14 protein-coding genes are annotated in these 15,115 nt (G+C 31.7%); 12 read left to right on the top strand and 2 right to left on the bottom strand.

Annotation, left to right across the window (positions count from 1 at the left end; genetic code table 11):
• Positions 1–18 precede the first annotated feature (18 nt).
• From ABXT71_RS08200 to ABXT71_RS08155, 10 genes are all read left to right on the top strand, one after another.
• Positions 19–540: a hypothetical protein gene (locus ABXT71_RS08200; RefSeq protein ID WP_415370844.1), complete on the top strand. Its 522-nt coding sequence runs from the start codon at positions 19–21 to the stop codon at positions 538–540.
• 213 nt (positions 541–753) lie between these two features.
• Positions 754–1,233: a hypothetical protein gene (locus ABXT71_RS08195; protein WP_415370843.1), complete on the top strand. Its 480-nt coding sequence runs from the start codon at positions 754–756 to the stop codon at positions 1,231–1,233.
• A 255-nt stretch (positions 1,234–1,488) separates the two neighbouring features.
• Positions 1,489–2,736, top strand: a complete 1,248-nt coding sequence (locus ABXT71_RS08190; protein ID WP_415370842.1) for a DoxX family protein — start codon at positions 1,489–1,491, stop codon at positions 2,734–2,736.
• Between the two features lie 179 nt (positions 2,737–2,915).
• Entirely contained in the window at positions 2,916–3,398 is a 483-nt protein-coding gene (locus ABXT71_RS08185) for a hypothetical protein (RefSeq protein ID WP_415370841.1), read from the top strand.
• Between the two features lie 204 nt (positions 3,399–3,602).
• Positions 3,603–4,139, top strand: a complete 537-nt coding sequence (locus tag ABXT71_RS08180) for a hypothetical protein (protein ID WP_415370840.1) — start codon at positions 3,603–3,605, stop codon at positions 4,137–4,139.
• A gap of 204 nt (positions 4,140–4,343) precedes the next feature.
• Entirely contained in the window at positions 4,344–5,660 is a 1,317-nt protein-coding gene (locus tag ABXT71_RS08175; protein WP_415370839.1) for a hypothetical protein, read from the top strand.
• Positions 5,661–5,884: 224 nt separating this feature from the next.
• Positions 5,885–6,685: a helix-turn-helix domain-containing protein gene (locus tag ABXT71_RS08170; protein WP_415370838.1), complete on the top strand. Its 801-nt coding sequence runs from the start codon at positions 5,885–5,887 to the stop codon at positions 6,683–6,685.
• Between the two features lie 70 nt (positions 6,686–6,755).
• On the top strand, positions 6,756–8,414 hold the full coding sequence (locus ABXT71_RS08165; protein ID WP_415370837.1) for a serine hydrolase domain-containing protein: 1,659 nt from the start codon (positions 6,756–6,758) through the stop codon (positions 8,412–8,414).
• Positions 8,415–8,574: 160 nt separating this feature from the next.
• Positions 8,575–9,561: an SPOR domain-containing protein gene (locus ABXT71_RS08160; RefSeq protein WP_415370836.1), complete on the top strand. Its 987-nt coding sequence runs from the start codon at positions 8,575–8,577 to the stop codon at positions 9,559–9,561.
• Between the two features lie 89 nt (positions 9,562–9,650).
• Entirely contained in the window at positions 9,651–10,163 is a 513-nt protein-coding gene (locus ABXT71_RS08155) for a hypothetical protein (protein WP_415370835.1), read from the top strand.
• A gap of 230 nt (positions 10,164–10,393) precedes the next feature.
• On the opposite strand, the gene ABXT71_RS08150 is transcribed toward ABXT71_RS08155, so the two are convergent.
• A complete protein-coding gene (locus tag ABXT71_RS08150; RefSeq protein WP_415370834.1) occupies positions 10,394–10,729 on the bottom strand; it encodes a winged helix-turn-helix transcriptional regulator in 336 nt (111 codons plus the stop codon).
• Positions 10,730–10,843: 114 nt separating this feature from the next.
• Between ABXT71_RS08150 and ABXT71_RS08145 the strand changes: the two genes are divergently transcribed.
• Positions 10,844–11,788 (top strand): NADP-dependent oxidoreductase, encoded by a 945-nt coding sequence (locus tag ABXT71_RS08145; protein ID WP_415370833.1) that lies wholly within the window; start codon positions 10,844–10,846, stop codon positions 11,786–11,788.
• Between the two features lie 205 nt (positions 11,789–11,993).
• On the top strand, positions 11,994–13,118 hold the full coding sequence (locus tag ABXT71_RS08140) for a serine hydrolase domain-containing protein (protein ID WP_415370832.1): 1,125 nt from the start codon (positions 11,994–11,996) through the stop codon (positions 13,116–13,118).
• A 245-nt stretch (positions 13,119–13,363) separates the two neighbouring features.
• Here ABXT71_RS08140 and ABXT71_RS08135 read toward each other — a convergent pair whose 3' ends face one another.
• On the bottom strand, positions 13,364–15,082 hold the full coding sequence (locus ABXT71_RS08135) for an FG-GAP-like repeat-containing protein (RefSeq protein WP_415373085.1): 1,719 nt from the start codon (positions 15,080–15,082) through the stop codon (positions 13,364–13,366).
• Positions 15,083–15,115 lie beyond the last annotated feature (33 nt).

Genomic DNA, 15,115 nt, shown 5'->3' with positions numbered 1-15,115 from the left:
CAATCACACTCAAAAGGAATGAATGATAAAGATTTACTTTTAGAACATATAAGCAATCATCCTGAATCACACTTTGAAAAAGAAGGATTACAAGAATATGTTTTTAAACAATTAAATATTGACCAAGTCGAAAACATTATTTCAGAAATTAGAAGAGAAAAACCAGAATTAATAAAAGACTTTATACGTTTTAGAAAAAAAGAAGGAATACAATCTACAGGAATGATAAAACCTTTTTTAAAAAACGGAGGGTTTACTAAAATTGAAAAAGACAAAGAAAATGAAAGAATTAAAAAAAATAAACGTGAAGAAAAAGCCGACAAATTACTTGACTTAGACTTGCGCCTTAAGACATTTGAAACTAAAATCGGAAAAAAACTAATAATATTTGCTGCCATAATTAGTGTTTTGAGTTTTTTAATAACAGTTCTAACTCTTGAATTTTGGAAGACTGACGAAAGTAAGAGTGAACAAAAAATCCAAGTAGAGAACCCATTATTGAACAAAAAAGAAGGAATACAAAAAGATAGTTTAAATTAATACGAACTTTCAAAATATGCTGAATTTTAAATTAATAATCTGAATTAAAAAAAACGGTAGCCAACACCGTACAAAATTAATTGCTTTATTTCTGGCTCACTTACGAAAGTACTCGCGTACTTTCTTTGTCTGTTATTATTTAGTAAATTAGCTGCCTAACCGCCGCAAAAAATCTTGTACAAACACGTTGTGCAACAGTTAAAAATAAACATTGTGAGAAAATTAATATTTGTGTTTCTGATTTTAGCCGTATCGTGTAAATCACTACGAAAGAACTCAAATGTTGGCATAATAGGTAACTCTGAATATTATATTTTAGAATTTAATCCAAACGAAACATACCCTCTGTTTGTTGATGCTGAACCGACAACATTATCGCACGAAGAAATAATTTTTGTAGAAAATGTAATAAAAGGGCGTGTTGAAAAAACAATATCTGAATGGCGTTCTGCTACGAAAAATGAATATGACGAAAACAAATATCAATATGACAGACAATATGTTGCTGCGTTGAATGAAGAAGGCGAAAAATTGATCTGGATTAATTTCTTTTGTAATAACGACTTGGGGGAAATTTATGATTTAAGAAGAGAACGAACAAATACATCTGATGGAGGTAGATGCTATTTTGAAATCAAAGTTAATTTAACTAATAAAGAAATTATTGGGTACAAATATGGCGGATTAGGTTAGCGAGATAACCGTTGCACAACAACATATATAAGCAATGCGGGAGTTTGTGCTTAATTAAAAGTTCGGGTATATTTGGGAGACCGCCGAATTTTAACAAATTCGACATATTCCCCAAAAAAAAATTAATAATCGAAATTTGTAAAAATCAGCTTGTGCCCTACCGAATGGCTATCGCCATTCTTCATCCGCACTGCTCATATACTAAACGTTAGCAACAAGCTGAAATAATCACTCTGAGTTCAACAATTTACCTAAATGATTTTATCTCAAGAATACAAAGAACATTGGAAATTTATGAATAAACTCATATTCCGATTTATTTTCACTTACATCGTTTTGTACATCCTATTATTATTCTTATCACTTTTCTTGGAGGGTCTGTTACGGTGGTTTGCTGACAACTTTTTGAATTGGGGAGCTGATTTTAAAATGGAAAGTACAGGGAGCGGAGATAGAGCCTTTGATTATGTGAGGTTAGGTTTTAACCTATTCCTAACTGCCACCATAGTTTTAATCTGGTCAGTAATCGACCACCAAAGAAAATCATATAATAAGCTTTTTTACTGGTTTCAAGTTATCATTAGATTTACCCTAATTTTTGCAATGCTTCTTTACGGTCTTGTTAAAGTTTTTAAAGGTCAATTTGCTGACCATAGCCTAGAACGTTTGCTGCAAACTGTTGGAGATATGTCGCCTATGGGATTAGCCTGGACTTTTATGGGGCATTCCCTTTATTATAATATTTTTATTGGATTTGCAGAAATACTTGGTGGAATTTTACTGATTTTCCGAAAAACAGTCACATTAGGCAGTCTCATTATCATTGGAGTAATGAGCAATGTTCTTATGATGAATTTAACCTATGACATTCCAGTAAAATTAGTTTCAGCTCACCTAGTCTTTATGGCCATGGTATTATTATTGGCTAATGGACAACGAACATTTGATTTTTTCTTCAAAAACAAAATAATAGAAAAAGTGGAATATTATTTCCCATTAAAAAATAGAACTTTGAAAAGTATCATTTTAATAAGCAAAAGGTTTTTAGTCATTTTAGTGATAGGAATTGTTATTCTACAAATCTTTATTAGATTTAGGGCTCAAGAACAGCTGAAGGAGAAATCTGATTTCTATGGTATTTGGGAAACTCAAAGATTTGTAAAAGACATGGACACTATACCTCCACTTTTAGATGACACATACAGATGGAGATATTTAATTGTTGATGAGAAGAGAAAAGCAATTATAAAAAAAATGACAGATTCTTTGGAGAGATATCAATTTGAAATTAATTCCGATTTGAAAGAAGTTATTTTTAGACGTGTGAATGATTCTATACCGCATCGCTTTTCTTATACGTTTACTAATCCCCAACAATTGGAATTGAATGGGTCTTTAGATGGTGATTCCCTCTTCATTCAGTTTAATAGAAAACCTAAATCTGATTTTAGATTAATCAATCGAAAGTTTCATTGGGTGAATGAAACTAATTATAATTACTAAATTCTAAACTTAAGGCAAGGAGAATTGAATGAAGCCAGTTGCTAACAACGTGTATAATTCATTGCTAGTGCAATGATTACTTGGAAAATCCTGCGGATTTTCCTCTGGCTCGTTTTCTTTTACTAATTTAGTTACTTAAACACGCAACGCAATCATACACGAAGACGTTGCCATTAATTATGAAATTCCTGCTTAAATTGACATTTGTGCTTTTGATTTTGACTTCTTGTAAGTCGAAAAAATCAATGTTTCCGGATTATTCAAAAAGCGCATACGAACCGATTTTGCTGATTAAAAAACAAATTGGAGATTACGGAAGTCGATTTGAAGTAGAAATTAAAAATAGTCACGGCGGAAATTATGTCGTGTATTCAAAAGTTGCTGTTGGAAAAGATAGTGTCCGAATTAAAAGTGACATTAGGAATAACTTTTACGGAACAAAATCGGACACAATTCTGAACTTTTCAAAAACGGAATTTATCAAACTTCTTGATTTCGAATTATCCAATGCTGAATTTCAAACAAGAATTGCAGGAAATTATCAAGATATCAAGATAACAATTGCTGATTCAGTAAATATGTTTTACACTAGACAAGGTTTTGGAATACTGAATGTTATGCGAGATGGAAAATCGAACATAATTAGTACGGGGAATAACTAATGGCAACAAAGTATATAAGCAATGCGGGATTTTGTGCTTAATTAAAAGTTCAAGTATATTTGGGAGACCGCCGAATTTTAACAAATTCGACTTTTGACACCAAAAAGATAAAAAGCGAAATTTGTAAAAATCAGCTTGTGCCCTACCGAATGGCTATCGCCATTCTTCATCCGCACTACTCATATACTAAACGTTACCCAACATTTGAAAAAAGCATTCGTAATCATATTGACCTTAATCGGAATTTTAAGTTTTGGACAAGAAAATAAACTTGACCAAAATGAAAACGGATTGAACTCAATCGAGCCGACTGAATTATACAGCCTTTATGTAAGAGCATTAAACAGTCGTTTTGATTTGATTTTGGCGAGCGGATGGAATTACGTGGAAATGAGTGGTTATGGAAAAAGGATTGCGGAACTGAATGTGTCTGACCGATTTAAGTTTTTAACAAACGAAGAACTAATTGACTTATCAATTAAAAAGAGAAAACCGATTAGCATAATTCGTCTGAACCATAAAATAATTGAAAAAGATACAATTGACATAATTTTTGGAGACGTTTCTGTAACTGCGAAAAGAGGAATATTTTTTCAACGTGGAATACGATTTAAAAAAGCGGAATTTTCAGTTGGTTGTGGAGGAACGAATGGTTATCAACCTGATATTCGTTTTGTATTTGACCGAAAAGAAAATAAATGGAATTTAATAAAAAACCGATTTGTAACGAAAAATGAATAAAAAACGTTGGGTAACACCGTATAAAAATAATCGCGGTTTAGTGCTTAATCAAAGGTCGTTGCGTGTTTGTAACGTCTGATTTTCCTTCGGAAAATCCTCGCATACAAACCCGCAACTATTCTTATACATAAACGTTGGCAATAAGCAAAACTAAGAACTGTAACAAAATTCAAAAGCCATAGTCTTTAGATGAAACACTAACCAATGAAAAATACATTTTTAATAACACTTTTAATTTTCACACTTTTTGGATGCGACAAAAAAGTTAATGACTCGAATCGGAACATCATAACGTCTGATATTACAAATTTCTGGAAAGCATATGATGAAATCACTTCTACACAAGATTCTATTTTACAATATAAATATCTTGATAGTTTATACTTTCAAAAGGGAACAGTAGGTTTGGAAAGAATTAAGCAAGCAAGAAATTATATACCACAAGATTATATAAATTCAATAAATAATTATCCTAAATTTTGGAATTCTGTTCGTAAAAACACTCTTAAAACGGAAATGTATGTTTCTGAATTAGAAGAAGGTATAGAAAAAATGCGAAAGATTTATCCGGAGTTAAAACCTGCAAGAATTTATTTTACCATTGGAGCTTTAAGAACTAATGGAACTACCGTTGACAGTTTGGTTCTTATCGGAAGTGAATTAGCAATGTCAGATAAAAATACAATTGCATCTGAATTCCAAGGAGATTTAGGAAAAGGTAGGCGTAAATATTTTGACAGTAACCCAATAGATAATTTAGTCTTATTAAATGTTCACGAATATGTTCATACACAACAAAATAGACAAGTTGACAATTTACTATCCTACACTCTTCGTGAGGGAATAGCTGAATTTGTTTCTGTAATCGCAATGAATGTTTCATCTGCTGCACCTGCCATAGCTTATGGAAAACAAAATGAAAAGGTAAAAAAGAAATTTGAGGAAGAAATGTTTTATGGAAACAATGTTCATCATTGGCTTTGGAGTGATTTTTCAAATGAATTTAACACAAGAGATTTAGGTTATTATATAGGTTATTCAATCGCTGAAATAAATTACAATAAAGCAAAAGACAAACAGTCAGCAATAAAAGAAATGATTGAATTGGACTACACGAATGAAAGTCAAATTGAAGATTTTGTAAATAGAACTAATTTCTTTTCTAAACCACTCGACAAGCTTTATCAAATATTTGAGAGCAAACGTCCTACCGTTATAAGAATTAAGCAGTTTGAGAATAAAGCACAAAATGTTAATCCGAAAACTAATGAAATAACTGTTGAGTTCTCACAATCTTTAAATGGACATAATACAAGTGTAGATTTTGGAGATTTAGGACAGGCTGCATTCCCAAAAGGAACGTTGAATGGAAGGAATTGGGGAGAAGACAACATTTCTTGGACAATACCAGTAGATTTAGAGCCTAATAAAAAATATCAAATATTTATTACAAACAATTTTAGGACAGAAGAAAGTATCCCATTGAAACCATATTTAATAGAATTCAAAACATCGAAATAAAAAAGCCAGTTGCCAACAATGTATAAAAAACATAGGGCGTTTGTGCTAAAACGAAAGGTCTGTAAATATTAACAAAGTCCGCTAAATATAAAATTTGGCGTTTATAGAAGAAAAGATAAAAGCAAAATATTTATATTTAGCTAAGTAATAAACCGAAACGAAAGTGCTTTTCACCTGCCCTACGTTTCTTATACTGAACGTTGGCAACAAGCTGAAGAAACAGAATGAATAAACTAAAAACAGGAGAATTCTACGGAACACATTATCAAAAGTCAGCTTTTGAAAATTTAATAATTACCGATACTGAATACACACATAGTAAGGTTGATTGGCATTATCACGAAAATCCATATTTTACTTATTTACTTCAAGGTAAATTATTTGAATCTAACAAAAAAGAATCATACTATTTAGAGCCAGGAAACCTACTATTTCATAATTGGCAAGACTCACATTACAATATAAAACCTCCTGAATTTACAAGAGGATTTCACATTGAATTGAACGAGAATTGGTTTTCAAATTTCGATATTCAGATAACAGATTTTGAAGGAAGTATCAATTTAAAGAACCCAATTATAAAGAACTTGATGAACCATATATTTGTTGAGACTAAAATTAATGACCAATATTCAAATCTAAGTATTGAAAATAATTTGATTGATATATTCAACACTATAAAAGAATCAAAGAAAGGGAATTCAAAAAAACCAATTTGGGTAAAGCAACTAAAAGATTTATTGATTGAGGAAAAAATAGACTATTCTTTAAAAAGTTTAAGTTCTAAGTTAGAAATCCATCCAATACATTTATCGAGAGAGTTCAATAGGTATTTTGGAACAAGTCTTGGCAATTACATTCGATTGATTAAATTAAATAAAGCGTTTCATTTACTTGCCTCAAAAAAGTTTTCGATGACTGAAATTTGTTATCAATGTGGTTTTTATGACCAAAGCCATTTTATTTCAAATTTTAAACATATATATAATTCAACACCAACAAAATTTTTAAAAAATATTTCCTAATGTTAATTATATACAATTTTGGTAAATAGAATAATATCAACTTTGTAATTCATCAAAAATCAATTAAAAAATGAGAATTAAAAACTTGATATTAATAATTTCTACTCTTTTTTCATTTTCAGCCTATGCCCAAGATATGGCAGAATACACAAGTGGCTGGGAAGGAATTTTAGAAAATCCGAAAGTATTCAATCTAAAAGTTGAAATAGAAAATTTAGGGAAGGAAAATGCAAAATTTAAAATTTCTAACAACAAAAAAATTATTGATTACCCAATTATAGCAAAGAATAATAAACAGTTAGAAATTCCATTTGCAGAAAATTATTCTTTTAAAGGTATGTTATCTAAAAACGGTAAAGAAATTAACGGATTCATAAAGTCTGGAATACTTCTTTATCACTTAAAACTTACACAATCAGACAATAACTCTTTTTTAGGTACTTGGAATATATTAATGATAGATGAGTTAAAATCGTTAAATTTTTATTTAAGTGTTGAAAATGGAGAAGGAAATAAGTATGAAGCTTATCCAATTTTTGGAGATAACCGATTTACAGGAACTTGGTGTGACAATTTTCAAAAAGAAAATAATTTGATTTCTTTTATTGATTTTAAAACTGGATTACAGTTTAAAGGAAAGCTAGAAAAAAATAAAATTCAATTAAGCCTACTTTTAGGAGACAATTTACTTACGGAAATAGAACTAAAAAAATCTATAACCAATTGGGAAATTGGTGGTTTCAAAAATGACAACAACAACACTTCCATTCTAAAACTTACTGAAATGGAAAACCTTATTTCAAAGGATTCATTTCCTAATACACATTCTGTTGTGATTTCGAAAAAAGGAGAAATTATATATGAAAATTATTTTGATGGTTACAATGCAAATATTCCACACGATATGAAATCTGCTTCAAAAAGTATTTCATCCGCAATTGTTGGTATAGCTAAAGATAAGTCACTATTTAAAAATGTTGACCAATCTATTTTTGATTTTCTACCTGAAAAATATCAAACTTATAATGACAGTCTAAAAACGAAAATTAATATTCAGAGTCTTTTAACAATGAGTTCTGGAATAGATGCTATAGATTATGGCATCAATGCAAATCCAAAATCTTCTGCAACAGAAGATAATTACCAAAGAACACCTGATTGGATTGAAGCAATTCTAAAAGCTCCAATGATTCATAAGCCAAATACTAAGGCTAATTATGGTTCAGCAAACCCCGCTTTGCTAGGTGTTGCTATGGATTCAGTTGTTTCTGAACCTTTAGAATTGTTTATTGATAAGTTTTTATTTCAAAAATTGGAAATTTCAAATTACATCATTCAAACGGATTTAAGAGATAAACCATATTTCGGAGGTGGAATGTACCTCACTCCAAAAGATATGTTGAAATTTGGAGAACTTTATCTGAATAAAGGAAAATGGAAATCAAAACGTATTATATCTAAAAAATGGGTTAAAAACTCATTTAAAAACTATCGTAATTTAGAGAATGTGACTGATAAAAACGGTTATGGATATTTATGGTGGCATAATACTTATAACGCTAACGAAAAGAACATAAAATCTATTGAAGCAAGAGGAAATGGAGGACAATATATTTTTGTAATTCCTTGTTTACAAACAGTTGTTGTTATTACATCTGGAAATTACAGAAATGGAAAAACACAACAACCAGAAATGATTTTTGAAAAACATATTTTACCTTACCTTTAATATAGATAAAAGCCAGTTGCCAACAATGTATAAAAATAATAGCGGTTTAATCGCTAACACAAAAGACAGTAAATATAAAAAAGGTCTGTCTTTAACCTAAAAGTTAGTGCGTAAAAACCCGCTACTATTCTTATACTAGACCGTTAGCAGTAATAAAAAAATGAAAATGAAATTTATTCCGATACTAATTTTTTTAACAGGTTTTATTAGCTGTAAGTCAGATATTAAAGACAAAGGTGAATCTACTAGTTCAATTAAGGTCTTAAAAATAACTTCAGAACATAAATTCTGTACTTATTCCTCAGGTCAATCAATTGAAAAAATATACTCATTTAATTCTGAATCTTCAGCTAATGAGGAAGCACAATTAATCTTAAAGAATACAGGCTTACCTTCAAATTTCAAAATATTATCTGCTGATGTACCAAATGCAGCTGCATTAATATATTCAGAAGATGGTGGTCCTTTAGAAAGATATATTTTATACAATCCTGAATTTATGAAAAATGTTACTGATAAGAGCAATAATAAATGGGCTCAAATTAGTATTCTAGCCCACGAAATAGGACATCATTTGGCTGGACACACTCTTGTTAGTGAAAGCAGGAAAATTATGGAATTAGAAGCTGATAAGTATTCAGGCTTTATCCTACGAACGCTTGGAAGCACTTCTGATGATGCAATTGCAGCTATGGAAACAATTGGAAGTAATTTAGATTCTGAAACACATCCCAAGAAATCAACAAGAATAACAGCTATATTAACTGGTTGGAACGAAGCAGATGTGATGAAAACAACAAACAAAAAGGAAGTCGAGATTAAAAACATACCTATTAAACAAGAAGAAGATTTTTATATAATTAACATTTCAGCTATTAAGGAGAAAAAAGATGCCATCATAGAAAAGGATAAACTAATAGCTAAAGGTTATAAAGCTGGATATCTATGGATTCCTGATTATCCAACATCATTAAGCACAAATGAGTATTATTCGGTTTACATCGGCCCCTTTAACAGTCAATATGAGTGTGAAGTTGCTGTTGAGAATTATAGAATATCATTCCCGGAAAGTTATGGTTTAAGAATATCAGAGGGCAAACCTAAGCTAAGAATTGAGGGTATCGATAAAGTCAAGAAACATAAATAAAAACTACTGCTAACAAAGGTTGTATAGTGCATACCCTTTGGGATACGCAAAATACACAAGCCGTTAGCGAAAATTTAAAACCAATCGATATGAATAAAATAATACTTACTTCAATTAGCATAATTTTCGCTTTCAATTCAATTTTCGGGCAAACTAACGAAGACAAATATGATAATGACGTAAAATCAATAGACGCTATTATAAAGGCATATTATGAAGTAAGCTCAGGCTCAAGTCAGGACCCGTGGGAATTTGAAAGGGATAATTATATTCATTCTAAAAATGCTCATATAATCTTCTTAGACGAAAATGGGAAAGCTGAAACACTCACATTGGATGCACTTCATATTGAATCAGGTTTATCCGAGAGAACAGATTTCTATGAACAAGAACTAAAAAGAAAAGTCAGTCAATTTGGAAATATCGTTCAAGTTTGGAGCGTATTTGAAGTTAGAAACGAACCTGAAACTCCTACAAATTATAAAGGATTGAGTAGTATTCAACTTCATTATGGACAAGGCAGATGGTGGATAGATAGTTGGACTAGCCAAATGGAATCTAAAAAAAGTTCTGTAGTGACTGAATTTATGACTAATGAATAAAAAACTTTTGCTAACAACGTATATAAAACATAGCTATTATAGGCTTTTCCGAGAGGTCTGTGTTTATTTGCAATGACCACCAAATTTTTATATTTGGCTTTTAATATTGATAAGTTAAAAACAAAATATAAAAATTCGGCTCTGTGTTTATCCAAAAAGTAAGCGTCTTTTTACACGCTACGTTTCATACACAAGACCGTTAGCAACAAGCAAATCTAAATTGTGAAATATTATTTTGAAAATTTTGTAACAACATAATCCCCCCAGTTAGCAATAGATTTCAAAAGAGGAATTAGTGTTTTCCCAAATTCAGTTAAAGAATACTCCACTTTTAAAGGTGGCTTTTTAGAAAACACTTTTCTTTTAATAATCCCATCTTCTTGCAATGTCTTTAATTGTAGGCTGAGTGTTCTTTCCGTTACAGTTTGCATTCCTTTCCGAAGTTCATTATACCGCAACGGCTTTTCTATCAAATGAAATAATATTACCGTTTTCCACTTGCCTCCTATTAATGCCATTGTAACACTTGCAGAGCAAGGATATTCCTTTCCTTTTATTTGATGCATAATTCTTTATTTTCAATAAATTTTAAACTATCCTTTCTGACCGTTATTGTAAAGGATTAAAACTATACTTATTTTTGCAACTATACTAATTATAGTAACAAAAATAAAAAAAACATGAAAGCAATATTATTAGAAAAAACAGGCGGAGTCGAAAACTTTTTAATTAAAGACGTTAAAAAACCAGATACAAAGGAGAAAGAAGTACTTATTTCAGTAAAAGCAATAGGCATTAATCCTGTAGATTATAAAGCAAGAGCTATCGAAGACGTACTAAATTCACTAACTGGTGAGCAACGACCAGCTATTATAGGATGGGACGTCTCTGGAACTATTATTGCAATTGGAAATAATATAACAAAATTTAAAATTGGAGATAATGTATTCGGTATGATTAACTTTCCTGGAAGCGGTAATGCTTATGCAGAATTTGTGGCAGCTCCTGAAGATCATTTGGTTAAAATCCCAAAAAACATATCATTTGAAGAAGCTGCAGCTACTACTTTGGCCGCAGTTACTGCCTTACAGGCTTTAAAACCAAGAGTTAAAAAAAGTGATCGTGTTTTGATACATGCTGGTTCTGGTGGTGTAGGTCATTTTGCTATTCAAATTGCAAAATCATTAGGTGCTTATGTAATTACTACAAGTTCTGCTAAAAATAAAGATTTTGTACTATCACTAGGTGCTGATGAACATATAGACTACGGTTCACAAAAATTTGAAGAAATCCTTACAGATATAGATTTTGTATTGGATATGTTTAATGGAGACATTCTACTCAATTCAATAAAAATTACAAAAAATGGAGGTGTAATTATCTCATTGCCAACAGCTGACTTCTCTGATGAAGTTTTAAAATTAGCAAAAGAACGCAATGTTGATGTTTCATTCACGGTAGTACAATCTAATGGAGACGATATGAACACTCTTAAAAATATGTTGGAAAGTGGAACTCTAAAACCGCATATTTCTAAAACGTTTGCTTTTGAAAAGATGGGAGATGCTCACTTACAGCTTGAAAGTGGCAGAACTGTTGGAAAAGTAATCGTAACAATGAAATAAGAAAAGCCAGTTGCTAACAAAGTTTATAAGTAATGGCTGAGAAAGTGCAAACCTCAAAGTTTGCACTTTTTTTATACTTTTGAGATTAACAAAAAAGTAGAGCTTTTTAATCACCACTACTCATACACAAACCGTTGTAACCAATTTGAAAAAAAATGGAACAATTCTCGATTAATATTCTTTTTAATTCTAAAACTTAAACACAATGAAAAAGACTTTATTTTCTTTATTACTAATAATAAGCATATTAGTTTTTTTAAGCTCGAAAAAAAATGAAAATTATAATAATAGTGATAGTTTATCCAAAAAAATTGAAACAACTCTAAAAAATCATATTGAAGATGATGATTATCAAGGAGCTGTTCTTGTAGCAAAAGATGGAGAAATACTTTTTAACAAAGCTTATGGTTATTCAAACAGAGAAAATAAAATAAAAAACACTACAGAAACCCAATTTTTGATTGGTTCTCTAACAAAATCATTCGTAGCCGTCTCTGTATTACAATTAGTAGAAGATGGATTATTAGATTTAAACGAACCTATTAGGACATACATTCCTGAACTCAAAGAAGACCTAGGGAAAAATTTAACACTACATATTCTTCTAAAACATCAATCTGGATTTGTGCCACATTTAGAAAGAATCATTGACTTCGAGGATAAAGATGTAAGTTCTCAGGAAATTATTAAAATTATAAACACTTCTTCGCTCTCATTCACACCTGCATCTGAATATCAGTATTCTAATCTTAATTATACACTATCAGCAATTGCAATCGAAAAGGTTACAGGTAAATCATATGCCCAAGTTCTTCAAGAAAGAACCTTCAAACCACTAGAAATGAATCATTCTGGAGTTGAGAGAAAACACAATCAACCTAAAAACAGAGCAAAAGGTTATCGTAAAACAACTTTTGGAATTAAAAATGATGAAAATATAGTTTCTTATGCCTTAGGCTCAGGAGATATATACTCAACTGTTGAAGATTTATATAAGTGGGATCAAGCCTTATACAACAATACTCTATTATCCGAAAAAAGTATTTCTCTACTTTTTGATGGAGAAAATTCTGAATTTGGTAATTATAGTTATGGTTTTCGCATTACAGAATATCAAAGAGGAAAAGGCAATAAGAATGGTACTTTAATGAGACACGGAGGAACTATGAATGGTTTTATGTCTAATCTACACAGATATTCTGATGATAGATTAACTGTTATCATATTAGGTAATATGAGAACTTTTCCTATTAGAAAAATGACACGTGAATTAAAAGAAATAGTATTGGATTTAAAACCTGATGATAGATTTAATTCGAAACTTGAATAATAAAACTGGTTACAACACCGTGTATAATTAATTGCTGGTTCTCGGTTACTTACGAAAATCCTCGCGGATTTTCTATCTGGTGTTTATTTGCAAAATTAGGTGATTAAACACGCCACTAATCTTATACATAAACGTTAGCCTTCATTATAATGAACCAACAAGCTAGGATTAAATTCTTTCGAATAATGTTGATTGAAAATAAATTCAGTTTATATGAATCTGAATAAATTTTAATGAATATGCAATCAATTTTGAGGTATTTTATACATCTTGATGTTTTGAGATTTACCATTGTGGTATAGTTCGGTAATGTAGATACCCTCCGATAATCCAATTTCACCTATATAAAATTGTTTCGCTGTTCCCATGTATTGAGTTAGTATTTGCCTACCTTGAATGTCATACAATATCAATTTTACTGGACCCATAATGGAGCCGCCCACATAAATGTTATTGTTAAACGGATTTGGATAAAGTACCAAGTCCATATCTGCTACTTGGTCGTCATTGCCAAGATTAACGGTATTATTATACAATAAAATAACATCCTCCGACTCATCAATCATAGAAATGTCCATGGCTCCGTCATTATTTCGATCGTGGATTGTGGCGCATGCAGCCATCCCTTGAGGCACAGTAGGATAAATTCTTGGATTCACAAAAAACCCTGAGCCGTCATTTTCCATTAGCACATAATTGGATTCACTTACATTACTAGAAATAAAGTCCAGATCACCATCTCCGTCAATATCACCCAGATCGATGGCTACTGGGAAATCACCAACAATATATTGTGCGTCAAATTGCAGTCCACCCGAACCATCCGTCCTAACTATTGAAATGTCGTCGGTAAACCTGTTTGCAATCGCAATATCCACAAAACCATCACCATTTACATCTCCAATTGCCATCTTCCAAGGACCAGTACCCACAGAGACCGAATCGAATACCGTAAAGTTTCCTGTTCCATCGTTCAATAAACTCACCACATTATTACTATCATGAGTTGCAACAAGTAGATCCACATAGCCATCACCATTGAGATCTGTTGCAGCTATGGAAGTTTCACCAGCAAACCCCGAATCGATATTTATCGCCGGCTCAAAAAGTCCTGTTCCATCATTCATGAGAATAGATATCGTACTTGCGTAACGGTTGGCTGTAGCGATATCCTCCCAGCCATCCCCGTTGAAGTCAGCAACAGTTAGCCCCCGAACCCCTTCACCGGTTTGATAGTTGAATTCACTTCCAAAAATAGTTGTGGCATCTCCAAACAGTACGTTCACTTGATCTGCATATGTACTACCTATGGCTATATCAATCAAACCATCATGATTAAAATCAGCTCCTGCATTCGTACTGGGTCCTTGGCCTGGGGGTAATTCAAAAATTATAAATGGTTCATAATCATTAGAGCCATCACTGAGTAATACGCGTATGTCGTCTGAATCTTCGGTAATGACTACCAGGTCAGAAAATTCATCATCATTGACATCACCGGCATAGGCCCCATAGCATGTTATATGACCTTCCCCTGGCTCTCTCATATCGATCTGCCCTACGAGCTCTAGATCGAGTGAAGCTGGTAATGATTTTGTCCAATAGCTGAAGCCATATCCATTTGTAAGTGGCATACCTGCCATATTCTGAACACCGCTTGATAATCCTACTCTAATCGATTCACCATAGAAAAAGTCTCTAATAGGTGTGAATTTGACTACAGTTGAGTTAGCTGTAAAACTATAAATGCCATCCATGGGACCCGACCATCGCCCGTAAACCTGAAACGTATTAGGCGTAATCGTTGCCTCATTGAGAGGTTGATCGAAGGTGATAAGGATTGGATCGCTCGGAGCCATTATCAAAGATTGAGAAACGGGACTTGTCTCAATTACTTGGGGTGACTGCGAAAAAACATTAGCAACGATTAAAACAAAACAAGCAGAGGATCGTGTATAATTCATAACAAGTAAATTATTAGTTAATTTAGAATAAAT

This window comes from Patiriisocius sp. Uisw_047 (assembly GCF_047730165.1).
Taxonomy (GTDB): Bacteria; Bacteroidota; Bacteroidia; order Flavobacteriales; family Flavobacteriaceae; genus Patiriisocius.
This window is presented reverse-complemented; position numbering and strand designations above follow the sequence as displayed.

Bases quoted from the DNA above. Each gene is read 5' to 3' on its own strand.
- ABXT71_RS08155 (WP_415370835.1), top strand. From the start codon at position 9,651: ATGAATAAAATAATACTTACTTCAATTAGCATAATTTTCGCTTTCAAT.
- ABXT71_RS08200 (WP_415370844.1), top strand. From the start codon at position 19: ATGAATGATAAAGATTTACTTTTAGAACATATAAGCAATCATCCTGAA.
- ABXT71_RS08165 (WP_415370837.1), top strand. From the start codon at position 6,756: ATGAGAATTAAAAACTTGATATTAATAATTTCTACTCTTTTTTCATTT.
- ABXT71_RS08160 (WP_415370836.1), top strand. From the start codon at position 8,575: ATGAAAATGAAATTTATTCCGATACTAATTTTTTTAACAGGTTTTATT.
- ABXT71_RS08135 (WP_415373085.1), bottom strand. From the start codon at position 15,082: ATGAATTATACACGATCCTCTGCTTGTTTTGTTTTAATCGTTGCTAAT.
- ABXT71_RS08190 (WP_415370842.1), top strand. From the start codon at position 1,489: ATGATTTTATCTCAAGAATACAAAGAACATTGGAAATTTATGAATAAA.
- ABXT71_RS08140 (WP_415370832.1), top strand. From the start codon at position 11,994: ATGAAAAAGACTTTATTTTCTTTATTACTAATAATAAGCATATTAGTT.
- ABXT71_RS08145 (WP_415370833.1), top strand. From the start codon at position 10,844: ATGAAAGCAATATTATTAGAAAAAACAGGCGGAGTCGAAAACTTTTTA.
- ABXT71_RS08175 (WP_415370839.1), top strand. From the start codon at position 4,344: ATGAAAAATACATTTTTAATAACACTTTTAATTTTCACACTTTTTGGA.
- ABXT71_RS08170 (WP_415370838.1), top strand. From the start codon at position 5,885: ATGAATAAACTAAAAACAGGAGAATTCTACGGAACACATTATCAAAAG.
- ABXT71_RS08150 (WP_415370834.1), bottom strand. From the start codon at position 10,729: ATGCATCAAATAAAAGGAAAGGAATATCCTTGCTCTGCAAGTGTTACA.
- ABXT71_RS08185 (WP_415370841.1), top strand. From the start codon at position 2,916: ATGAAATTCCTGCTTAAATTGACATTTGTGCTTTTGATTTTGACTTCT.